The organism is Mycobacterium sp. SMC-21, assembly GCF_045310825.1.
Lineage (GTDB): Bacteria > Actinomycetota > Actinomycetes > Mycobacteriales > Mycobacteriaceae > Mycobacterium.
In genome coordinates this window covers 1-20,562 of record NZ_JBJIAO010000014.1, presented here as the reverse complement: position 1 = coordinate 20,562, position 20,562 = coordinate 1, and the positions used below count along the sequence as shown (strand labels likewise).

Sequence of the window (20,562 nt, the reverse complement as noted above, 5' to 3'; positions counted from 1 at the left end):
CAGATTTCGGCGAAATCCGGGGCTACAGCTCTTCCAGGCCGGTCAGGTAGCGCTCGGCCAGTTCCCGGTAGGCCTGCGGATTGGTGTTGATCCACGTCTCGGCGCCGGTTCCGGAGATGGGGCCGCGGATCTTGGCGGGCGACCCCACGACCAGAACCTCATCGGGGATCTTGGTCCCGGCGACCACCAGCGAATGGGCTGCGACGAGCGTGCGCCGGCCGATCACCGCGCCATCGAGAATCGTGCTGTTGTTCGCGATCAGCGCCTCGGCACCGACGTGGGCGCCGTGGACGACGCACAGGTGGGCGATGGTCGCGCCGGGCCCGATGTCCACCGGGATACCGGGAGGGGCGTGCAGCACAGACCCGTCCTGCACGTTTGCCCCGTTGCGGATGACGACCGGCGCGTAATCGGCGCGCAGAACCGCGTTGAACCACACCGACGCCCCGGCCTCGACGCGAACATCGCCGATCAACACGGCGGTGGGGGCGATGAACGCCGTGGGGTCGACGACCGGGCTTCGGCCCTCGAAGGAGTAGAGCGGCATGGTCAGAACCTACCCCGTCGCTTCGCTCGCGCTCGCGACATACCGCAGGTCGGGACGCTTGCATTGCGCTGCACCGAGAAAAAACTGTAACGTGTTCTAGTTACTAGGCACAGATTGGGAGGCCAAGGTGAGCACCGAAACCGCGGGGGTTCGCGAGATCGATACCGGCGCGCTGCCGGACCGCTTTGCCCGTGGATGGCACTGCGTGGGTCCTGTGAAGAACTTCCTGGACGGCAAGCCGCACTCGTTCGAGGCGTTCGGCACCAAATTGGTGGTGTTCGCAGACTCGCAGGGCGACCTGAAGATTCTGGACGGCTACTGCCGCCACATGGGCGGGGATCTGTCGCAGGGCACCATCAAGGGTGACGCGGTCGCATGCCCGTTCCACGACTGGCGCTGGGGCGGCGACGGCAAGTGCCAGCTGGTGCCCTACGCCAAGCGCACGCCGCGGCTGGCCCGCACCCGCGCCTGGCACACCGACGTCCGGGGCGGCCTCCTCTTCGTCTGGCACGACCACGAGGGCAACGCCCCCACCGACGACGTGCGGATCCCGGAAATCCCCGAGGCCGCCAGCGACGAGTGGACCGACTGGCAGTGGAACTCGATGCTGATCGAGGGCAGCAACTGCCGCGAGATCATCGACAACGTCACCGACATGGCGCACTTCTTCTACATCCACTACGGCCTGCCGACGTACTTCAAGAACGTCTTCGAGGGCCACATCGCCAGCCAGTACCTGCACAACGTGGGCCGGCCGGACATCGGTGGCATGGGCACCCAGTACGGCGAGGCGCACCTCGACTCGGAGGCCTCGTACTTCGGGCCGTCGTTCATGATCAACTGGCTGCACAACAACTACAGCGGCTACAAGGCCGAGTCGATCCTGATCAACTGCCACTACCCGGTCAGCCAGGACGCGTTCGTGCTGCAGTGGGGCGTCATCGTCGAAAAGCCCAAGGGCATGGACGAGAAGACCACCCAGAAGCTCGCCAACGCCATGACCGACGGTGTCAGCAAGGGCTTCCTGCAGGACGTCGAAATCTGGAAGCACAAGACCCGCATCGACAACCCGCTGCTGGTCGAGGAAGACGGCGCGGTGTACCAGATGCGCCGTTGGTACCAGCAGTTCTACGTCGACGTCGCCGACATCACCCCGGACATGACCGACCGCTTCGAGCTAGAGATCGACACCACGGTCGCCAACGAGAAGTGGCAGGGCGAGGTGGCCGAAAACCTGCGCTTGCAGGCCGAGGCCAAGGAATCCGCAGAGCAGTCCAGCTGATGACCCAGCACGACGAACGGGCCCAGGCTCGGAGCCCATTTGTCGGCGCCGCCGACGAAGCCGAGAGCCTGGCCCGTTCGATGCTGCAGCTGATGGGGCACGGCGACGATGACGACCACGCGCATCCCGCCTCCAACTCGCCGGCCAACGGATCCTGGTCCAAGGCCCCGGATTTCGCCGGTGACCCGGTGCGCCTGGCCGCGGTTCGCGAGGCCACCGCGGCCGACCGGGAGCGGTACCTGACCTCCGGCCTGGTTCCGGTGGACTGCCGGTTCTGCCACTCGACGGTGGCGGTCAAGAAGCTGGGCCCGGAACACACTGCGGTGCAGTGGAATTCGGAGGCGACAGCGCGCTGCGCGTATTTCAGCGAGATCCGCGCCGAAGGCGGCGACCCCAGCCGCAGCCGCTCCTGCCCGAAGATGTCTGACAGCATCAAGCACGCGGTCGCCGAAGGGTGCCTGGAGGAGTTCTCCACCGCCCCCTCCCCCGGCGACGGCTAGGCATATACCCACAGCGAAAGCCCCCTGAATCGTTTGATTCAGGGGGCTTTCGCAGCTGCCGGGCAATTACAGGTTCGCGAAGCGCTCCTTGACCTGTTCCTCGGTCAGCCCGTAGTCGGACAGCGAGTAGGTGTGCTTCGGTGCGCGCGGACCCTGCTGGCTCTGGGCGTGGCTCTCGGTGATGGCCTCGCGTGCGGCGTCGGTGAACTCGATGTCGAACGTGCGGTAGATACCCTCGACGGCGCCGACCGGGTCCTTGATGAACTCGAAGTAGTCGACGTCGCAGAACTGCTTGGGATCATGCTTGGCCCGTTCGGCATTGAACAGCTCGAGGCCGCGTGACCACGTTTCCATCGAGTCGGCGCCGATCACCTTGCCGGTGAAGGTGTTCGACCAGCCGGCCGTGGTGTGCTGCGCGAGCGAGCACATCGACGCCATGATGGTCTCGGCCGGCCGGTGGCACTGCACGACGAGCGCATCCGGATAGACCTTGAGCAGCGCCTCCAGCGCGAACAGGTGGCTGGGGTTCTTGAGCACCCAACGCTTTTCGGGCTCGTTGAGGCCGATCAGCTGCAGGTTCTTGCGGTGCCGCTGGTAGGACTTGGTCCAGTCCTGCTGAGCCAGCCACTTGGCGTACGACGGCACGTGCGCCAGCGTCTCGTAGGACACCGAGTGCAGCGACTGACGCAGCAGCTGCCAGCATTCCTCGACCTCGTCGGCCGTCATGAAGTGCAGGCCGGTGTAGTCCGGATTCTCCTCGTGCGCCTGCTTGAACCGGGCGTCGAGCGCACTGAAAACCGGGTTGTCCGGCCAGGTTTCGCGCGGCGGCCGCGGCTGCGGGAACTCGGCGAGCCACATCTCCAGGCCCTGGTGCCGCGGGTCGGCCGTCAGGAGCCGGTGGATCACCGTGGTGCCGGTGCGCGGCAGGCCCGTGACGAAGATGGGCCGCTCGATCGGCACGTCGGCGTGCTGCGGGTACTGCTTGAACGCGGCGTTGGACACCAGGCGGGCCACCAGCGCGTTGCGGGTGAAGAACCGCTGCATCTTGCTGCCGAGCTCGGTCAGATCGGCCTCGCGCTGGTACGAATCCAGCAGCACGCCAAGAGCTTCCAGGTAGTTGTCGTCGTCGCCGCCGAAGTCGTCCAGGCCACAGGCCTTGACGGCCGAGGCGTGCAGGTCCTCGACGGTTCCGACATTTGTCCGCACCGCACTCATGCCTTGTACTCCCCGCAGTTGACGTCGAGCGACTGGCCGGTGATGCCACTGGACAGGTCGCTGGCCAGGAACAGGATGGCAGAAGCCACCTCATCCTCGGTCGGCAGCCGCTTGAGGTCGGAGCCGGCGGCCGACGCCGCGTAGATCTGCTCGACGGTGGTGCCATACTTCTGGGCCTGGTGGCTGAAGTAGCCCTCCAGGGTTTCGCCCCAGATGTAGCCCGGCATCACGGAGTTCACCCGGATGCCCTTCTCCCCCAGCTCGGTCGAGAGGGTCTGCGACATGGCCAGCAGCGCCGACTTCGCCATCTTGTAGGCGCCGTACTTGGCCTGCGAATGCCGAACGACCATCGAATTCACGTTCACCACAGAACCTTTGGCGGTCTCGAGTGCCGGGGTGAAGCCCTGGGTCATGCGCAGCGCACCGAACACCGTCAGCTCGATCGCATCGCGCATGTGCTCAAAGGTCGTGTTCGCGAAGGGCTTCATCGACGGCACCCGGAACGCGTTGTTGATCAACACGTCTGCCTTGCCGAACTCCGCCGTGGTGCGGGCCACCACATTGGCGACCTGCTCCTCGTCGGTGATGTCGGCGCCCACCACCAGCGCGCGACGGCCCAGCTCCGTCACCTCCTTGGCGACGACCTCGAGCCGCTCCACCGTGCGGGCGACCAGCACCAGGTCGGCACCGTTCTCCGCACATCGGCGCGCCAGCGTCGTCCCGAGCCCAGGCCCGACGCCGCTGATCACCACCACCTTGCTCGTCAGCAGTCCGCTCACGGTCAGCCCACCATCCTCTCGCCAATAAGCCTCTGGCGCAGCGCAATCCGTGCGCGCCAATCTTCTTCGGAAATCTTGTTGGTCTCGTAGAACGGCAACTTCGACGCCACCTCATCGAGGCCGACGACCTCGCACGTCGGGCCGTCCTCGACCGTCAGCTCGCGGGACACCCGCTGCCAGCGGAACTGCAGGTAGCCCTTGGCGTGGCCCAGGGTTTCGCACCAGTTGGTGACGCCAGGGTTGTTCTCGGACACCACGATCCGGATCTTGCCGTCCGGATCCGCCTGCGCCTGGGTGCCGTTCAGCGACGTCTGGTGGTTGATGTAGTCGAGCGAGATGTACCAGAGGCTGCCCAGCTGGAAGCCCAGGTACGGCGCATCCGACACCGGCAACGTGATGACCATGGCCTGGTCCGGCGTCATGTCGTAGTGCCCGACGGACGAGTACTGCGTGGCCAGGCCGCCCGGCGTCAGTCGCGGCGCGGTCAGGGTGTTGACCGGCAGGTTGTCGTAGAACCACTTCGGGAACTGCAGCCAGGTCTTGACCCGCTGCACCAGCTGCTTGCCGGCGACGGCGTAGCGCTTCTCGATCAGCTCGCGGGTCAACGGCTCCGGTGCGGTGCCCGCGGTGTCGATGCGGGAGATCGCGAACGTGCCGCGCTGCGCCGACCAGTCGTTGTAGACCTCGCGGATCACCAGCTGCGCCGGGGTGGCCGGCGTGAACCGCCACTCGAACGTGCCGTCCTCGGCGATGTCGAGCTTGCGGTCGTCGAACGCCGTCTCGCTGTCCGGCACGTTGGCGTCGGTGTACTCACCGCCGAGCAGCTGGAAGCTGACATCGGTGGTGGTGCCGCGGCGTCCGGTGACGACGTACTCGTGGCCCGGCTGCACGCGGGTGCCGAAGTACATAGTGTCGGGATTGTCGAGGCCCATCTTCTCGAACGGGCCGGTGCCGCTGTGCAGGAACGGGTGGTCCTTGTCGAAGTCGAAGGCGACGTGCGTGCACGACGCGATACACCCGGCGAGGTACTGCAGGCCTTCGAGCAGGTCGGCCTCGGTTTCGATGAACGGCGCCGCGGCGACGAGGCGCTCCGCCTCGGCGACGGCGTCGGCGAACGACTGCGTGAACATACGGTCAACACCCTTCCGTTCCAATATTGGAACGCATCGGTAGATATTCCGACTGAAGAGTAGAACGTGTTGCAGTCATCGTCAATGACGCCCAGCTCGGTCGCGTCAGTCGACCTGCGACTTCGTCCCGAACTGCCCCGACATCCGCACGTCGACAGAACGGTCCATATTTGGACCGATGTCGTACATTCCTTGCCATGACCGACACCGGCCGCGCGTCGCCGCCCACCGCCCGCGTCGTCGCGGTGCTGGATTTCCTGGCCAGTCACCCCCAGGAACAGTTCGGGCTGTCCGAGTTGGCGCGCCGGCTCGACCTCAGCAAGCCGACGTGCCTGGGCATCGTCACGACGCTCGCCGACGCCGGCTATCTGGTGCGTGACGCGGCCGAGAAGACCTATCGACTGGGCCCGCGGTTGATCACGCTGGGCCACACCGCGCAGGAGTCCATGCGCATCAGCCCCGCCGCGCGGGCGGAACTGCGCCGGCTGTCGGAGGCCTTCAACGCCACGGCGGCATTGTCGGCGGTCGTCGACGACCGCATCACCCTGCTGGAACTCGTTGCCCCACACGGCAGTCCGGAGCCCGTACAGGTCGGGCAGAGCTATCCGTTCGCGCCGCCGGTCGGCCTGATGTTCGTGCTGTGGGATGAGCGCGCGGTGCGCGACTGGCTGGCCAAGGAACCGACGATCCCGCTGCGCACCGACAGCGCGCGGCTGGAACGGGTCATCACCGAGTGCCGCGAATCGGGCTATCTCGTGGAGCGGCTGACGCCGGGCGGCCGGCGGCTGTACGCCATGATGGCCGGCATGTCGAGCAACCTGCCCGACGAATTACGGGTGCTGCTGGGCGAATTGGTCTCGGACATCGGCGAGCGCGTGTACCTGCCCAGCGAATCGAGCGCGGCGGCGGGCGGCCGGGCCAAGCACGACATCAGCGTCATCGCCGCGCCGGTGTTCGACCACCACCAACGCCAGGTGATGGTGCTGTCACTGCAGATCGGACATGCCCTGACCGACGCGGAGATCAGCAAGCGAGCGCGCGGGCTGGTGGCCGCCGCCGCGACCCTGACGGCGCAACTCGGCGGCTCCCAGCCCGGCCGAACGTGAGCGTGTGCGCGAAATCCGTTGAGACAGTGGCACACAAGCTCACGTTCGGAAAGCGATGACTAAACCCCGTTGAGGACGGCCAGCGCGTCGGTCGGCGCGACCTGCAGGCCGCAGCGGTCCTTGAACGCGGCCAGCGGGGCCTGGATGCCGCGCAGCGCGTCGGCCTGGTCCGGGTGCTCCTTGAAGTAGTTGTCGAACTGGCTCATCGCGGTGAACGCCGGCTGACGGGTGGCGTCGAGCAGCGAGCTGTCGGCATCCGGGTGCGCGGCGAAGTAGTCCGACAGCTGCAGCGTGACCGAGCTGATGGTCTTGGCGAGCGTCGCGGTGCTGCAGTCGGCGACGGTCGCGGCCGGGGCGACGGTGGTCGTCGTCGTGGTCGACGGCGCCGTGGCGGACGTGGTGGGCGTCGCCGAAGTCGTGGGGGTGGCGGCGGTGGTCGCGGTGGTGCTCGGCGACGCGGTGGCCGTCGTGGTCGGCGCCGTCGGGCTCACAGGATCGGCCGATGCCCGAGGCACGACAACCGCGGCACAGGCAGCGCCCAGGGCGATGAAGCCGAGGGTGGAACGGCCGAACGGAACGGCACGAGTCATGGAATCCTCCTTTGTTCTGGCCGCATCCGTCTTCCCCGGCCTCTGGGTGTGTTTCGCTCGGCCCGGTGCAGCTGTTACACATGCGGCCAAAGTTGCAGGTCAGCCCGGCTCGGGACAGAGAATATTCGCTTTCGTGAATTAGCTCGGCTGTGTTGGTATTGAGGCATGCGTCCTTCGCCCTGGCCCCTGGCGGAACTGGAGGTGATCACTCCGGTTCTGCGGCTCTGCCATGTGACCGACGACCTCGCCGACGCACTCGCCCAGCTGGCCGCCGAGGGCATCCACGATCCGGCCACCATGCCGTTCGCGGTCCCGTGGACCGACGCGGTCTCCCCCGAACTGGAGCGCAACACCGTCGCGTACTTCCAGCAGACCCGTGCCGAGGTGTCGACGGAGCACTGGGACGTGCCGCTGGCCGTCATCGTCGGAGACGAGGCCGTGGGCGTCTGTGCGGTGACCGCCGACGGTTTCCCCGCCCGACGGACCGTGTCGACGGGCTCGTGGCTCGGCCGCCGCTACCAGGGCCACGGTCTCGGCCGCGAGATGCGCACAGCCGCGCTGCAGCTGATCTTCGCCGGGTTCGACGCCGATGCCGCCCGCACCGCCGCATGGCACGACAACGCGGCATCACTCGGCGTCACGCGGTCACTGCCCTACGTACAGACCGGCTCGTCACGGCAATCGCGGCGCGGGGTTTTCGACACCATGCTCGAGTTCACCATGACCCGTGCGCAGTGGGAAACGCTGCGGCGCAGCGACATCGAGTTGATCGGCGTCGACGCCGTGATCGACCAATTGGCGCTACGGCGTGCGTAGCCCACTCAGCTGACCGATGCCATCGCGAACGGCAGCACTGCCGGCGCCCCGGCGGTGCGCAGTACCTGCGTCGCCATGGTGATGGTCCAGCCGGTGTCGACCAGGTCGTCGACGAGCAGCACCGGACCGGTCACGTCCAGCGTGGGCGCCTCCCACGAATCCACCAGCGCCGCAACCCGATACGCCGAGTTGGCCGCCGTCACGGGTCGCCGCTGCGGCCGGTAGTACAGCGTGCCCAGGTTCTGCAGTCGGCCCAGCTCCGCCAGTCGGGTGACGAGCGATCCGATCAGCAGAGGATGCCGCTCGGAATCCAGACCCATCACGGCCACCGGACGCTCTTTCCAGTTCCACGCCTTGAGGACCGCGACGGCCGCCTGCACGACGACGTCGGGAACCTCGCCGTCGGGCCCGTCGAGCAACTGGCGCAGCCGGGCGCCCCACCCCAGGTCCGTCAGGCGCCCGATGACGCGGCCCGGTTCAGCACCGCCGGAGATGCGTCCGGACAACCCGATTCCCAGGGAGCCCAGCCCCGTCGGCCATTGTTTGCGCGGGGCGATCTCGACACCCGGCCGCATCAGTTGGTCGCGCACCGCCGATGCCGCCTCCACATCGACGTCAGCGGTGTAGCGCGCACCCGCACAGTTGTCACACCGGCCGCAGCCCTGGCCGTCGAGCTCGGGATCGTCGAGCTGACTGCGCAGGAACACCATTCGGCACTCGGTCGTCGATTGGTAATCCAGCATGGCCTGCTGTTCACGCTGCCGCGCGGCATCCAGATTGCGGTAGCGCTCCTCGTCGTACGACCACGGCTGGCCGGTGCTGATCCAGCCGCCCTTGACGCGGCGCACCGCGCCGTCGACGTCCAGCACCTTGAGCACCATCTCGAGCCGCGACCGGCCCAGGTCCACCAGCGGTTCCAGGGCCGCCGTGGACAACGCCCGGTCGGGTTCGAGTTCGCCGATCACCTTGCGCACCAGGGCTTCCGACGGGAACGCGACCGAAGCGAAGTACCGCCAGATGTCGGCGTCCTCTTTGCCCGGCAGCAGGATCACCTCGGCGCTCGAGGTGGCGCGGCCGGCACGGCCGACCTGCTGGTAGTACGCGATGGGCGACGACGGGGCGCCCAGGTGCACGACGAAGCCCAGGTCCGGTTTGTCGAACCCCATGCCCAGCGCCGAGGTGGCAATGAGCGCCTTGACCCGGTTACCCAGCAGGTCGGCTTCCAGCTGTTCGCGCTCGGCGGTCTCGGTGGAGCCGGTGTAAGAAGCGACGGTGTGCCCCTGCTCACGCAGGAGCGCGGCCATGTCATGTGCCTGCGACACCGTCAGGGTGTAGACGATGCCCGAGCCGGGCAGCGAATCCAGATGCGCCGCAAGCCATGCCGCCCGTTGCGCCGGCCCCCCGGCGTGCACCACCGACAGGCGCAGCGACTCGCGGTCCAGCCCACCGCGCAGCACCAGGGTGTCCCCACCGCCGACGCCCAGCTGCGCGGCGACGTCCTGCACCACGCGGTCATTGGCGGTCGCGGTGGTGGCGAGCACCGGGATACCCGCACCCAACTCGCCGATCAGGGTGCGGATGCGCCGGTAGTCCGGGCGGAAGTCGTGCCCCCAGTCGGACACACAGTGCGCCTCGTCGACCACGACCAGCCCGGCATCGGCGGCCAATGCGGGCAGAACGGCGTCACGAAAGTCGGGATTGTTCAAGCGCTCCGGACTCACGAGCAGCACGTCGAGATCGCCGGAGGCGACGCGCTGATGCACCTCGTCCCATTCGGTGACATTGCTGGAGTTGATGGTCGCGGCCCGGACGCCCGCGCGTTCGGCGGCCGCCACCTGGTTGCGCATCAGGGCCAGCAGCGGCGAGACGATGACCGTCGGGCCGCGGCCGGCGGCCCGCAGCAGCTTGGCGGCGATGAAGTACACCGCGGACTTGCCCCACCCGGTGCGCTGCACGACGAGCGCCCGGCGGCCCTGGACGACCAGGGCCTCGATGGCCACCCACTGGTCGTCACGCAGCACCGCGCCCGGGCCGGCGAGCTGTTCCAGCAGGGCCTGCGCGTCAGTACGCGTAGGTGTTGCGGGGCTTGGGTATTGGGTCGGCACTGGTCACTTCCATGGTCGGGACGAAATTCGTGGACGGATTGGACGTCCCGGGTATCACCTTGCCCTGCACCTTCAGCCAGGTGTCGTTCGGGTGCGCACCGAGTGCGCCGGTCAGGTGAATGCGGGCCAGCTGCGCGTCGGCGGCACAACACACGATCACGACCCGGGCCAGATCGTCGCCCATGGTGAAACCGGTGACGGTGATGGTCCGTCCCTCAAGGCTTTTCGTGGAATCGGCAGCGGCCCGCAGCACGACTTCCGGCAGCGGCACCACGCCGTCGGCCGGCAGCGGCGGGAACGCCCGCTTGGGCGGCGCCACCGCCGCGGTGACGGTCTCCGCGCCGACCGCGCTCATCGGCGGCACGCTGACGAACGCGGTGAGCGCCACCGGGACGAGCAGCAGCCACGCCAGCAGTCCCCGGTGGTGATGCCCGGCCAGCGGCCCCTGGCGCAGATCCCGCACCAGGCACACCGCGGCGAGCGCCACCAGCAGGACCGCCGCCACCAGCAGCCACGGGAACAATGCCGGCTTCACGAAATTCAGGTACGTGCCCTTGACCGCGATCAGGCCTGTGCTCAGCCCGATCAACAGCACCAGGATGTTCTGCGTTTCCCGGCTCACGACGCGCCCCCGAGCACCAGCAGCCCGACGACCGTCGCACATGCCGTCGCCACCACCAGCGTCACCGGTGCGAATCGCACGGCGAACGGCCGGCCGAACACGCCGGCCTGCATCGCGAACAGCTTGACGTCCACCGCCGGACCGACCACCAGGAACACCAGACGCGGCACCAGCGGGACCATGGTCAGGCTCGCCGCGACGAACGCGTCGGCCTCCGAACACAGCGCCAGTACGACGGCCAGCAGCGCCATGGTCACCACACCGACCACCAGGTTGCCCGCGACGTGCTCGAACACCCACGGCGGCACGGCCGCGCGCAGCACCGCGGCCGCTGCGGCGCCGACCACCAGATATGCCGCGGACTGCAGGAAGTCGTGGCGGGCCGCCTCGGTGAAGACGGTGAACCGGGAGGCGCCCTCGTCGTGGTGCGCGGGCAGCGTGCGGGTGACCCATTCGGTGCGGCCCCAGCGCTGCCACAGCAGCCCCATCACCACGGCCGTCGCCAGCGACGCCACGCAGCGCGCCACCACCATCTGCGGCTGGCCGGGGAAGGCGACCGCCGTCGCCACCAACACCACCGGGTTGATCGCCGGTGCGGACAACATGAAGGTCAGGGCGGCCCCGGCCGTCTCCCCGCTGAACAACCTGCGTGCCACGGGCACCGAGCCGCATTCGCATCCGGGCAGCGCGGCACCACCGACACCTGCGACCGCCACCGCGAGCGCCGGCCGGCGCGGCAACCGGCGGGCCAGTCGCTCCGGCGTGAGGTACGCGGCCACCAGGCCGCTCACGATGACGCCCAGCACCAGGAACGGCAGGGCCTGCACGAAGACACCGCAGAACACCGTGGCCGCGGCGGCCAGGCGAGCATGGTCGGTCAGGACACCGCTGACCCAGGAACCCGACAGTGCCAGTGCGGTGAGGGCGATGAGCAACAGTTCCATCGACCCGGCCCGCCGCCGGCGAACCGGCGCCAGTGTGGATTCGTCCCCGGCCATGCGCCCATCTTGCCGGGCAAGTCTGACAAGTCGCTCGCTACGTCGCTTGTGGCCGGGTGGGCACGACCGGGATCCGGCCCGCGCTCGCGCCGCCGTCGACCGCCAGGTCCGCACCCGTCATGTACGACGACGCGTCCGACGCCAGGAACGCCACCACCTCGGCGACTTCCGCGGGGTCGCCGACGCGCGTGAGCGGCGCGCCCGGGTGCCCGCCGGGGCCACGTTCGATCGGCAGGTGCGCCACCATCGGGGTGTCGATCATGCCGGGGTAGACGGTATTGACGCGAATTCCCATGGGGCCCAACTCGATTGCGGCGACCTTAGAGAAGCCCCGCAGGCCCCACTTCGACGCGCCGTAGGCGCTGTAGCCGGCCAGGCCCTGCAGACCGGCCTGCGAGGACACATTGATGATCGAGCCGCCGCCGACCGCTCGCATGGGCTCGACGACGGCCTTGGTACCCAGGAAAGGCCCGATCAGGTTGACCCGCAGTTGCCGTTCCCACGACTCGGCGGTGTGGTCCAGCAGCGGTTCGACGGTACAGATCGCGGCGTTGTTGACCAGCGCGTCGATCCGGCCGAACTCGCTCAGCGCAAGCTCGACTGTTGTGCGCCAATCAGTTTCGCTGCCGACGTCATGCCGTTGGAACCGGGCGGCGGTGCCGATCGACGCGGCGACCGCCTCCCCTTCGTCGACCAGGACGTCGGTGAGCACGACCTGCGCGCCGCGCTCGGCGAACAGCCGCGCCTCGGCCTCACCCTGACCGCGCGCCGCGCCGGTGATGATCGCGACCTTGCCGATCAGGTCCATAACTAGTCGCTGTCCTGGTCGATGCCGGTCAGCATGAGCTCGGAAACCCGGCGCGGGGTCTCGGTGAGGTAGGCCATCGCCGCGATCCGCTTGGGCAGGATGACGTGCTTCTTCTCCTTCTCGACGGCATCAGCGATGGCCTCGGCGACCATGTCGGCGTCCAGCGGCTCCTGCGGGATCATCCGGAATTTCAGGGACCGCTCGATGGTGCGGCGGGCCGGCCCGAACGACCGGATGTGGTCGATCATGTCGGTCTTGACCTCGCCGATCTGCACCAGCGTGGTGCCCACCGGCTTGTTGCGCAGCTCGGAACGGATGCCTGCGGTGAAGTGGCTGAGGCCGGCCTTGGACGCGCCGTACAGAGTCACGCCCGGGCCGGTGGAGATGGCGCCCATCGAGGACACGTTGACGATGTGCCCGCGGCCGCGCGCGATCATCCCCGGCATCACCTGACGACACAGCTCCATCGGAGCAATCAGGTTGACCTGCAACAGGTCTCGCACGTCCGCCGCCGACGCCTCGTAGAAGCGGCCGACCCGGTCCACACCGGCGTTGTTGATGATGACGTCGACGGGGCCGTCGGCTTCGACGCGGCCGATCAGCTCCTCGACCGCCGCCGGATCCATCAGGTCCGCGGGATATGCCTTGCCGCCCAGCTCTTTCGCCAGCTCTTCGAGCTGCTCGGCGTTACGGGCGACGAGTGCGACGTCGGCGCCGCGGCGGGCCATCGCCTGCGCGATGTTCCGGCCCAGGCCACGGCTGGCACCGGTGACCAGAACCCGGCTGTTCCTCAGTTGCATATCCCTGCTCCATTCACGATCGTGCTGTCCCGGCGGAGCCCTCGAGCTCCGCATCGCGACGCCGAGTCACCTCGTGGTGAGCACGCTAAGCGCGGGACGCGCCGAAATTCAGAGGTAGTTCCCGATCACCGAGACAACATGTCCGCTGGCTCACATTTTTGGCTTCATAGTGATGTATGCGACGTTTATCGGGCGAGGACAACAGCTTCCTGGCGTGGGAAAGTGCCGTCCAGCCGCAGCACACCATCAAGGCCGTCGTCCTCGATCCGGCGCAGGGCCACGAGCCCGTCACCTTCGAAGCCGTGCGGGCCGCGCTGCCCGGCCTCGTCGACCGCGTCGAACCCATGCAGTGGCAGCTGATGTCGCCGCGATTCGGCGCCGGCCGGCCGTGGTGGATCACCCGCGCCCGGGGCGACCTGAACTACCACATGAAGCGCGCCACGGCCGCTACGCCCGGAACCGATCGCGAGCTGGGTGCGGAGATCGCCAAGCTCTTCGAGGAGCCACTCGACCGGAACCGCCCGGCCTGGCAGCTGTGGTACATCGACGGCCTGGCCGACGGCCGCATCGCGCTCGTGCTCAAGATCCACCACGCGGTGGCCGACGGCATGGCGTCGCTGAACCTGCTCGAGCAGTTCTACAGCCAGGATCCCGCCGACCGACTGCCCGAGCCGTCGGCCCGTCCCGTGCCCGACGAGCACCGGCCGCCGACCGCGGAGTGGCTGCCGATGGTGGCGCGTCAGCAGGTCAAGTCGCTCACCAGGTTTCCGAAAGTCCTGGCGCGCACCGCCAAGGTCACCCGCACCATCCAGAACCGGCAGAAGGCGGGCAAGCCCGGCTACGCCGAAGCCTTCATCCCGCCGGCCCTGCCGTTCAACGAACCGCTGACCGCGCGCCGCGGCTTCGCGTTCGTGGGCGTCGAGATGGACCAGATCAAACGGGTGTCGAAGGCGTTCGGCGTGAGCGTCAACGATGTCTTCCTCGCCATGTGCAGCACCGTTCTTCGCGAGTACCAGGCGTCCCGCGGTCCCGTGGGCGACGACACCATGACGGCCGTGGTGCCGGTGTCGATGCGCCCGCAGGACGGCGACCGCTGGGGCAACAAAGTGGCGCGCTGGAACGTCGAGCTCGCCACCAACATCGCCGACCCGGTCGAGCGGTTGAAGACCATCTCGGCGAACACCGCCACCGCCCGTGAGGTGCAGAGCGAGCGCGATGCCTGGCTGCAGCACGACTGGATGGAGTACTGGCCGCTGTTCAAGGTGTACTCGCGGGTGCTGCCGACCATCGGGGCGCAGGTCAAGAAGCGGCCGATGTTCAGCATGATCGCCTCGAACATGCGCGGCCCGCAGCAGACGCTGTATTTCGGCGGCGCACCGGTCGAGAAGCTCATCTCGACCGGGCCGCTGGTCTTCCCGATGGGCATGAACATCACCGGCTGGAGCTACGAGGGCGGCATGCAGATCTGTGTGCTCACCTGCACCGACCAGGTTTCCGATCCGCAGGCCATCGCCGACCGCCTGCCGGCGGCGCTCGCTGAGTTGGTGGCGCGCTGCGAAACCGCCGCGGACCCCGTCACCAGCTGACCCGGCTACGCAAAACGCTTCTCGGCTGACGAATGTGAGTGTTACGCACGGAATTTGGCTCAAATCCGTGCATAGCACTCACAGGCGTCGAGCTAGGACTTACCCTCGGCCCGCTCGCGCTGGATCTCGAGAGCGATGTCGATCAGTTGATCCTCCTGGCCGCCGATCAGCTTGCGCTGGCCGACGCGGAGCAGCAGTTCGTGAGCGGGCACGCCGTAGCGTTCACCCTGGCGCACCGCATGCTTGAGGAAGCTGGAGTACACACCCGCGTAGCCCATCACCAGCGCGTTGCGGTCCAGCAGGCACTCAGCCGGCATCGCCGGGGCGACAACCTCTTCCGCGGCGTCCGCGATGTCGAAGAAGTCGATACCGGTCTTGACGCCGATCTTGTCGAACACGCCGACGAGCGCCTCGACCGGCGCGTTACCAGCACCGGCACCGAAGCGGCGGCACGAACCGTCGATCTGCTTGGCACCCGCGCGCACGGCCTCGACCGAATTGGCAACGCCCAGACCGAGATTCTCGTGCCCGTGGAAACCCACCTGCGCGTCGTTGCCGAGTTCGGCAACCAACGCACCCACGCGGTCGGCGACACCTTCGAGCACCAGCGCACCCGCGGAGTCCACCACGTAGATGCACTGGCAGCCGGCGTCGGCCATGATGCGCGCCTGCGCGGCCAGCTTCTCCGGGGAGATGGTGTGGCTCATCATCAGGAAGCCGACGGTCTCCAGGCCCAGCTCGCGGGCCAGGCCGAAGTGCTGGATCGAGACGTCGGCCTCGGTGCAGTGCGTGGCGATGCGGCAGATCGACCCGCCGTTGCCCTGGGCTTCCTTGATGTCCTCCTTGGTGCCGACACCGGGCAGCATCAGGAACGCGATCTTCGCGGTCTTCGCGGTCTCTGCCGCGATCTTGATCAGTTCCTGCTCCGGCGTCTTCGAGAAGCCATAGTTGAAGCTCGAACCGCCGAGTCCGTCGCCGTGCGTGACCTCGATGACCGGCACACCGGCGTTGTCGAGCGCACCGACGATCGCGCGGACCTCGTCACCGGTGAACTGGTGGCGCTTGTGGTGCGAGCCGTCGCGCAGCGAGGTGTCCGTCATCCGGACGTCCCAAGCTGCGTCGAAGAAGATGTCTCCGGGCTCCAGTGCGGTGCTCATGCCTTAACCTCCACGATCTGCTTGGCGATCTCTTCGCCCACCTTGGTGGCCGCGGCCGTCATGATGTCCAGATTTCCAGCGTAGGGCGGCAGGTAGTCACCTGCACCCTCCACCTCGACGAAGATGCTGACGACGTGCTGGCCGCCGTTGACCATCGACGGCTCGTCGAACTGCGGCTCGTTGAGCAGCCGGTAGCCGGGCACGTAGGTCTGCACCTCGGCGGCCACGTCCTTGACCGACTGCGTGATGGCGGCGTGGTCGGCATCTTCAGGGATGGCGCAGAAGATGGTGTCGCGCATGATCATTGGCGGATCGGCCGGGTTCAGGATGATGATGGCCTTGCCGTCCCTGGCGCCACCGATGTCGCGCACACCGGCGCTCGTGGTCTTGGTGAACTCATCGATGTTGGCGCGGGTGCCGGGGCCGGCCGACGCCGACGACACCGACGCCACGATCTCGGCGTAGGGCACGTCGACAACGCGGGACACCGCGTAGACCATCGGGATGGTGGCCTGGCCGCCGCACGTGACCATGTTGACGTTCATCGAATCCAGGTGCGCCCGCAGGTTGGCCGGCGGGATCACGCCCGGGCCGACGGCGGCCGGGGTCAGGTCGATGGCCCGGATGCCGGCTTCCTCGTACCGCGGCGCGTAGGCCTTGTGCACGTAGGCGCTGGTGGCCTCGAAGATGAAGTCCGGCTTCTCGCTCTGGGCCAGTAGCCAATCCGCCCCTTCTGCGCTGGTCTCCAGACCCAGCTTGCGGGCGCGGGCCAGGCCCTCGCTCTCCGGGTCGATACCGATCATCCAGCGCGGCTCGAGCCAGTCCGACCGCAGCAGCTTGTACAGCAGGTCAGTACTGATGTTTCCCGAGCCGACGATCGCGACGCTCGCTTTGGACGGCATGCTCACTCCTCTATAGAAACTTTGGGTATTACACGAAAGACAGGTGGACAGAACCCAATCCGGCGAATTCGGCGACGAAGTCGTCACCCGGCTTGGCATCGAACGCCCGCATGCAGGCACCCGGCAGCACCACGTCGCCGGCCTTGAGACGCACGCCGAACTGGTCGACCTTGCGGGCCAGCCACGCCACCGCGGTCACCGGGTTGCCCAGCACCGCGTCGCTGCGGCCCTCGCCGAGCACCTCACCGTTGCACTTGAGCACGGCATCGATGTTCCTGATGTCGATGTCCTTGGGCGACACCCGCTCCTTGCCGAGCACCCAGCCGGCCGAGGACGCGTTGTCGGCGATGGTGTCGCACAGCTTGATCTGCCAGTTGGTGATGCGGGTGTCGATCAGTTCGATGGCGGGCGCGAAGGCGGCGGTGGCGGCCAGCACGTCGTCCTCGGTGCAACCGGCGCCCGGCAGATCGTCGGCCAGGACGAAGCCGACCTCAACCTCGACGCGCGGCGACAGGTAATTCGAGGTCAGCACGGGCTTGTCCTCGAATACCTGCATGTCGTCGAGGAGGTGCCCGTAGTCGGGTTCGTCCACATTCATCATTTTCTGCATGGCCTCGCTGGACAGACCAACCTTGTGTCCCACCACGCGGGCACCTTCCGCGACCCGCTGCCGGATGTTGAGCAGCTGAATCTCGTACGCGTCGATGACGTCGATGTCGGCATGGTCGTCGGTCATCGGCGTCATCGCGACCCGGCTGCGCTCGGCTTGGGCCAGCGCGGCGGCGAGCTCGGCACGCACGTTGTCGGACAGCATTCGTGAATTCCCCTAACTTCATGGACCGGCGCAGTTGTCCACAGGCCGGGCAATTCTATAACGTGTTCTACATGACTGGACAGGAGTACGACGTTGTCGTCGTCGGCAGCGGTGCAGCCGGTATGGTCGCCGCCCTCACCGCAGCCCATCAGGGCCTTTCGACAGTAGTCGTTGAAAAGGCCCCACACTATGGAGGTTCCACTGCGCGGTCAGGTGGCGGCGTCTGGATCCCGAACAATGAGATTCTGCAGCGTGCGGGGGTAAAGGACACCCCGGAAGCGGCCCGCACCTACCTGCACAAGATCGTCGGCGACGTGGTGCCCGCGGAGAAGATCGACACCTACCTGCAGCGCGGCCCCGAGATGCTGTCCTTCGTTCTGAAGAACTCGCCGCTGAAGCTGTGCTGGGTGCCGAACTACTCCGACTATTACCCGGAGGTCGAGGGCGGTCGCGCAGGCGGACGGTCCGTCGAGCCCAAGCCGTTCAACGCCAAGAAGCTCGGCGTCGACGAGAAGGGCCTGGAGCCGGCCTACGGCAAGGTCCCGCTGAACATGGTTGTGATGCAACAGGATTACGTCCGGCTCAACCAGCTCAAGCGCCACCCGCGCGGCGTGCTGCGCAGCCTCAAGGTCGGCATCCGCGCCACCTGGGCCGGCGCCACCGGCAAGAACCTCGTCGGTATGGGCCGCGCCCTGATCGCCCCGCTGCGCATCGGCCTGCAGAAGGCCGGCGTCCCGGTGCAGCTGAACACCGCGCTGACCGACCTGTACTACGAGAACGGCCGGGTCGCCGGCATCTATGTCCGTGACACCAACGCTCCGGAAAGCGCTGAGCCGCAACTGATCCGGGCCCGCCGTGCGGTGATCCTGGGCAGCGGTGGCTTCGAGAAGAACCAGGAGATGCGCACCAAGTACCAGCGCCAGCCGATCACCACCGACTGGACCGTCGGCGCCAAGGCCAATACCGGCGACGGCATCCTGGCCGCCGAAAAGCTCGGCGCCGCACTGGAAATCATGGAAGACGCCTGGTGGGGCCCGACGGTGCCGCTGCCCGACAACCCGTGGTTCGCCCTATCGGAGCGCAACTCCCCCGGCTCCATCATCGTCAACATGAACGGCAAGCGGTTCATGAACGAGTCCATGCCGTATGTCGAGGCCTGCCACCACATGTACGGCGGCCAGTACGGCCAGGGCGAGGGCCCGGGCGAGAACGTGCCGGCCTGGCTGCTGTTCGACCAGCAGTACCGCAACCGCTACATCTTCGCGGGTCTGCAGCCGGGACAACGCATCCCGAAGAAGTGGACCGAGGCCGGCGTCGTCGTCAAGGCCGACACCATCGAAGAATTGGCAGCGCTCACCAACCTGCCCGTCGACGAGCTCAAGGCCACCATCGAGCGCTTCAACGGCTTCGCCCGTAGCGGCGTCGACGAGGACTTCGGCCGTGGCAACAGCGCCTACGACCGGTACTACGGCGACCCGACCAACAAGCCGAACCCGAACCTGGGCGAGATCAAGCACGGCCCGTTCTACGCGGCCAAGATGGTGCCGGGCGACCTCGGCACCAAGGGCGGCATCGTCACCGATATCCACGGCCGCGCGCTGCGGGAAGACGGCTCGGTGATCGAGGGCCTGTACGCATCTGGCAACGTCAGCGGACCGGTCATGGGTCACACCTACCCCGGCCCCGGCGGGACCATCGGCCCCGCCATGACATTCGGATACCTCGCGGCACTTCACGTGGCAGGAAAGGGCTGACATGCCGATCAATCTCGACGAGGCCATCGGAGCTGAACTCGCACCCGTCGAATTCTCGTGGAGCAGCAGCGATGTGCAGCTCTACCACCTGGGCCTGGGTGCCGGCGCCGACCCGATGAGCGAGCGCGAGCTGCGCTACCTGATCGACGACAAGCCCCAGGTGCTGCCGACGTTCGGCAACGTGGCGCAGAGCTTCCACGAGACCAAGGCGCCGTCGGTCAAGTTTCCGGGCATCGACATCGAACTGAGCCGGGTGCTGCACGCCAGCGAGGCCATCTACACCGATGCGCCGATCCCGCCGTCGGGCACGGGCCGCGCCGTCACCCGGTTCACCGAGATCTGGGACAAGGGCAAGGCCGCAGTCATCTGGTCGGAGACCACCGTGACCACCCTCGACGGTGCTCCGCTGTGGAAGCAGAAGCGGTCCATCTTCGCCCGCGGTGAGGGCGGTTTCGGCGGCGACCGAGGTCCGTCGACCTCGGCGGCCGAGCCCGACCGCGCGCCGGACCTACAGATCGCGCTGCCCACGCTGCCGCAGCAGGCCCTGCTGTACCGGCTCTGCGGTGACCGCAACCCGCTGCACTCGGACCCGGCGTTCGCCAAGGCCGCCGGCTTCGACCGCCCGATCCTGCACGGTCTGTGCACCTATGGCATCGGCTGCAAGGCCATCGTCGACAACGTGCTCGACGGCGACGCCGGCCGGGTCCGGTCCTACGGCGCGCGCTTCGCGGGCACCGTCATCCCTGGTGAAACCTTGCAGGCCAACCTTTGGCGTGACGGTGAACGAATTACCGGCGTGCTGACGGCGCCGAGCCGAGACAACGTCGTCGTACTTGCTGGAATCGAGCTCACCGCGTCCTGACCAGGACGTATTCGGAATCGGCCGCCTATTCGGCGGCCGATTCCGGCAAACCAGGGCCGGCGGTCGGGTCGCCGACGGCGCGTCAACCTCTATCCACAGCTGACGCTTAACCGGCTCTTCGCACTTGACGGTGTAGGGACGATCAGCTGCTTTCGGTTGGTCCTGTGATCGGGTGTCTGGTTGGCTGGG

Annotated in this window: 20 protein-coding genes; 7 read left to right on the top strand and 13 right to left on the bottom strand. The window is 67.5% G+C overall.

The window, feature by feature from the left end:
• Positions 1-22: 22 nt before the first annotated feature.
• The gene (locus ACJH6H_RS15565; RefSeq protein ID WP_133426449.1) at positions 23-547 is read right to left on the bottom strand and encodes a gamma carbonic anhydrase family protein; all 525 of its coding nucleotides are present in this window, start codon (positions 545-547) and stop codon (positions 23-25) included.
• A 127-nt stretch (positions 548-674) separates the two neighbouring features.
• On the opposite strand from ACJH6H_RS15565, the gene ACJH6H_RS15560 reads away from it, so the two are divergent.
• Together ACJH6H_RS15560 and ACJH6H_RS15555 are read left to right on the top strand one after the other, a co-directional pair.
• Entirely contained in the window at positions 675-1,829 is a 1,155-nt protein-coding gene (locus ACJH6H_RS15560; RefSeq protein ID WP_138250796.1) for a Rieske 2Fe-2S domain-containing protein, read from the top strand.
• Positions 1,829-2,329 carry a hypothetical protein gene (locus ACJH6H_RS15555; protein WP_138250797.1) on the top strand — a complete coding sequence of 167 codons (501 nt, stop codon included), beginning with the start codon at positions 1,829-1,831 and terminating at the stop codon, positions 2,327-2,329. Before ACJH6H_RS15560 ends, ACJH6H_RS15555 begins: the two co-directional genes overlap by 1 nt.
• 66 nt (positions 2,330-2,395) lie before the next feature.
• On the opposite strand, the gene ACJH6H_RS15550 is transcribed toward ACJH6H_RS15555, so the two are convergent.
• The 3 genes from ACJH6H_RS15550 to ACJH6H_RS15540 are packed head-to-tail and all read right to left on the bottom strand — an operon-like array spanning position 2,396 to position 5,453.
• Positions 2,396-3,544 (bottom strand): sulfotransferase family protein, encoded by a 1,149-nt coding sequence (locus tag ACJH6H_RS15550; RefSeq protein WP_406775235.1) that lies wholly within the window; start codon positions 3,542-3,544, stop codon positions 2,396-2,398.
• Positions 3,541-4,323, bottom strand: coding sequence for an SDR family oxidoreductase (locus ACJH6H_RS15545; protein ID WP_138250799.1), 783 nt, complete (start codon positions 4,321-4,323; stop codon positions 3,541-3,543). The genes ACJH6H_RS15550 and ACJH6H_RS15545 overlap by 4 nt, the downstream gene beginning before the upstream one ends.
• Before the next feature lie 2 nt (positions 4,324-4,325).
• A complete protein-coding gene (locus ACJH6H_RS15540) occupies positions 4,326-5,453 on the bottom strand; it encodes a hypothetical protein (RefSeq protein ID WP_406775234.1) in 1,128 nt (375 codons plus the stop codon).
• A 197-nt stretch (positions 5,454-5,650) separates the two neighbouring features.
• Here ACJH6H_RS15540 and ACJH6H_RS15535 point away from each other — a divergent pair, with 197 nt between their 5' ends.
• Positions 5,651-6,559 (top strand): IclR family transcriptional regulator, encoded by a 909-nt coding sequence (locus tag ACJH6H_RS15535; RefSeq protein WP_226519786.1) that lies wholly within the window; start codon positions 5,651-5,653, stop codon positions 6,557-6,559.
• A gap of 59 nt (positions 6,560-6,618) precedes the next feature.
• Here ACJH6H_RS15535 and ACJH6H_RS15530 read toward each other — a convergent pair whose 3' ends face one another.
• Entirely contained in the window at positions 6,619-7,149 is a 531-nt protein-coding gene (locus ACJH6H_RS15530; protein ID WP_346416052.1) for a hemophore-related protein, read from the bottom strand.
• A 165-nt stretch (positions 7,150-7,314) separates the two neighbouring features.
• Between ACJH6H_RS15530 and ACJH6H_RS15525 the strand changes: the two genes are divergently transcribed.
• The gene (locus ACJH6H_RS15525) at positions 7,315-7,965 is read left to right on the top strand and encodes a GNAT family N-acetyltransferase (RefSeq protein ID WP_406775233.1); all 651 of its coding nucleotides are present in this window, start codon (positions 7,315-7,317) and stop codon (positions 7,963-7,965) included.
• A 5-nt stretch (positions 7,966-7,970) separates the two neighbouring features.
• On the opposite strand, the gene ACJH6H_RS15520 is transcribed toward ACJH6H_RS15525, so the two are convergent.
• The 5 genes from ACJH6H_RS15520 to ACJH6H_RS15500 are packed head-to-tail and all read right to left on the bottom strand — an operon-like array spanning position 7,971 to position 13,298.
• On the bottom strand, positions 7,971-10,070 hold the full coding sequence (locus ACJH6H_RS15520; RefSeq protein ID WP_406775232.1) for a RecQ family ATP-dependent DNA helicase: 2,100 nt from the start codon (positions 10,068-10,070) through the stop codon (positions 7,971-7,973).
• A complete protein-coding gene (locus tag ACJH6H_RS15515; protein ID WP_406775231.1) occupies positions 10,027-10,692 on the bottom strand; it encodes a TIGR03943 family putative permease subunit in 666 nt (221 codons plus the stop codon). Before ACJH6H_RS15515 ends, ACJH6H_RS15520 begins: the two co-directional genes overlap by 44 nt.
• Positions 10,689-11,690, bottom strand: a complete 1,002-nt coding sequence (locus ACJH6H_RS15510; protein ID WP_406775230.1) for a permease — start codon at positions 11,688-11,690, stop codon at positions 10,689-10,691. The genes ACJH6H_RS15515 and ACJH6H_RS15510 overlap by 4 nt, the downstream gene beginning before the upstream one ends.
• Positions 11,691-11,727: 37 nt before the next feature.
• Positions 11,728-12,498, bottom strand: coding sequence for a glucose 1-dehydrogenase (locus tag ACJH6H_RS15505; RefSeq protein ID WP_406775229.1), 771 nt, complete (start codon positions 12,496-12,498; stop codon positions 11,728-11,730).
• 2 nt (positions 12,499-12,500) lie between these two features.
• Positions 12,501-13,298, bottom strand: a complete 798-nt coding sequence (locus tag ACJH6H_RS15500) for an SDR family oxidoreductase (protein ID WP_138250807.1) — start codon at positions 13,296-13,298, stop codon at positions 12,501-12,503.
• Positions 13,299-13,474: 176 nt separating this feature from the next.
• On the opposite strand from ACJH6H_RS15500, the gene ACJH6H_RS15495 reads away from it, so the two are divergent.
• On the top strand, positions 13,475-14,884 hold the full coding sequence (locus tag ACJH6H_RS15495; RefSeq protein WP_406775228.1) for a wax ester/triacylglycerol synthase family O-acyltransferase: 1,410 nt from the start codon (positions 13,475-13,477) through the stop codon (positions 14,882-14,884).
• Positions 14,885-14,976: 92 nt separating this feature from the next.
• Here the strand turns inward: ACJH6H_RS15495 and dmpG are convergent, their stop codons facing one another.
• The 3 genes from dmpG to ACJH6H_RS15480 are packed head-to-tail and all read right to left on the bottom strand — an operon-like array spanning position 14,977 to position 17,757.
• Positions 14,977-16,041 (bottom strand): 4-hydroxy-2-oxovalerate aldolase, encoded by a 1,065-nt coding sequence (gene dmpG / locus ACJH6H_RS15490; RefSeq protein WP_406775227.1) that lies wholly within the window; start codon positions 16,039-16,041, stop codon positions 14,977-14,979.
• Positions 16,038-16,943, bottom strand: coding sequence for an acetaldehyde dehydrogenase (acetylating) (locus ACJH6H_RS15485; RefSeq protein WP_406775226.1), 906 nt, complete (start codon positions 16,941-16,943; stop codon positions 16,038-16,040). The genes dmpG and ACJH6H_RS15485 overlap by 4 nt, the downstream gene beginning before the upstream one ends.
• A gap of 28 nt (positions 16,944-16,971) precedes the next feature.
• On the bottom strand, positions 16,972-17,757 hold the full coding sequence (locus ACJH6H_RS15480) for a 2-keto-4-pentenoate hydratase (RefSeq protein WP_406775225.1): 786 nt from the start codon (positions 17,755-17,757) through the stop codon (positions 16,972-16,974).
• A 71-nt stretch (positions 17,758-17,828) separates the two neighbouring features.
• On the opposite strand from ACJH6H_RS15480, the gene kstD reads away from it, so the two are divergent.
• Positions 17,829-19,511, top strand: coding sequence for a 3-oxosteroid 1-dehydrogenase (gene kstD / locus ACJH6H_RS15475; RefSeq protein WP_135356020.1), 1,683 nt, complete (start codon positions 17,829-17,831; stop codon positions 19,509-19,511).
• A 1-nt stretch (position 19,512) separates the two neighbouring features.
• Positions 19,513-20,373 carry a MaoC family dehydratase gene (locus ACJH6H_RS15470; RefSeq protein ID WP_138250813.1) on the top strand — a complete coding sequence of 287 codons (861 nt, stop codon included), beginning with the start codon at positions 19,513-19,515 and terminating at the stop codon, positions 20,371-20,373.
• The last annotated feature ends 189 nt before the right edge of the window (positions 20,374-20,562 follow it).

Coding starts and splice junctions, on each gene's coding strand:
- ACJH6H_RS15555 (WP_138250797.1), top strand. CDS start 1,829: ATGACCCAGCACGACGAACGGGCCCAGGCTCGGAGCCCATTTGTCGGC.
- ACJH6H_RS15540 (WP_406775234.1), bottom strand. CDS start 5,453: ATGTTCACGCAGTCGTTCGCCGACGCCGTCGCCGAGGCGGAGCGCCTC.
- ACJH6H_RS15500 (WP_138250807.1), bottom strand. CDS start 13,298: ATGCAACTGAGGAACAGCCGGGTTCTGGTCACCGGTGCCAGCCGTGGC.
- ACJH6H_RS15495 (WP_406775228.1), top strand. CDS start 13,475: ATGCGACGTTTATCGGGCGAGGACAACAGCTTCCTGGCGTGGGAAAGT.
- dmpG (WP_406775227.1), bottom strand. CDS start 16,041: ATGAGCACCGCACTGGAGCCCGGAGACATCTTCTTCGACGCAGCTTGG.
- ACJH6H_RS15480 (WP_406775225.1), bottom strand. CDS start 17,757: ATGCTGTCCGACAACGTGCGTGCCGAGCTCGCCGCCGCGCTGGCCCAA.
- ACJH6H_RS15470 (WP_138250813.1), top strand. CDS start 19,513: ATGCCGATCAATCTCGACGAGGCCATCGGAGCTGAACTCGCACCCGTC.
- ACJH6H_RS15535 (WP_226519786.1), top strand. CDS start 5,651: ATGACCGACACCGGCCGCGCGTCGCCGCCCACCGCCCGCGTCGTCGCG.
- ACJH6H_RS15505 (WP_406775229.1), bottom strand. CDS start 12,498: ATGGACCTGATCGGCAAGGTCGCGATCATCACCGGCGCGGCGCGCGGT.
- kstD (WP_135356020.1), top strand. CDS start 17,829: ATGACTGGACAGGAGTACGACGTTGTCGTCGTCGGCAGCGGTGCAGCC.
- ACJH6H_RS15485 (WP_406775226.1), bottom strand. CDS start 16,943: ATGCCGTCCAAAGCGAGCGTCGCGATCGTCGGCTCGGGAAACATCAGT.
- ACJH6H_RS15565 (WP_133426449.1), bottom strand. CDS start 547: ATGCCGCTCTACTCCTTCGAGGGCCGAAGCCCGGTCGTCGACCCCACG.
- ACJH6H_RS15510 (WP_406775230.1), bottom strand. CDS start 11,690: ATGGCCGGGGACGAATCCACACTGGCGCCGGTTCGCCGGCGGCGGGCC.
- ACJH6H_RS15530 (WP_346416052.1), bottom strand. CDS start 7,149: ATGACTCGTGCCGTTCCGTTCGGCCGTTCCACCCTCGGCTTCATCGCC.
- ACJH6H_RS15525 (WP_406775233.1), top strand. CDS start 7,315: ATGCGTCCTTCGCCCTGGCCCCTGGCGGAACTGGAGGTGATCACTCCG.
- ACJH6H_RS15550 (WP_406775235.1), bottom strand. CDS start 3,544: ATGAGTGCGGTGCGGACAAATGTCGGAACCGTCGAGGACCTGCACGCC.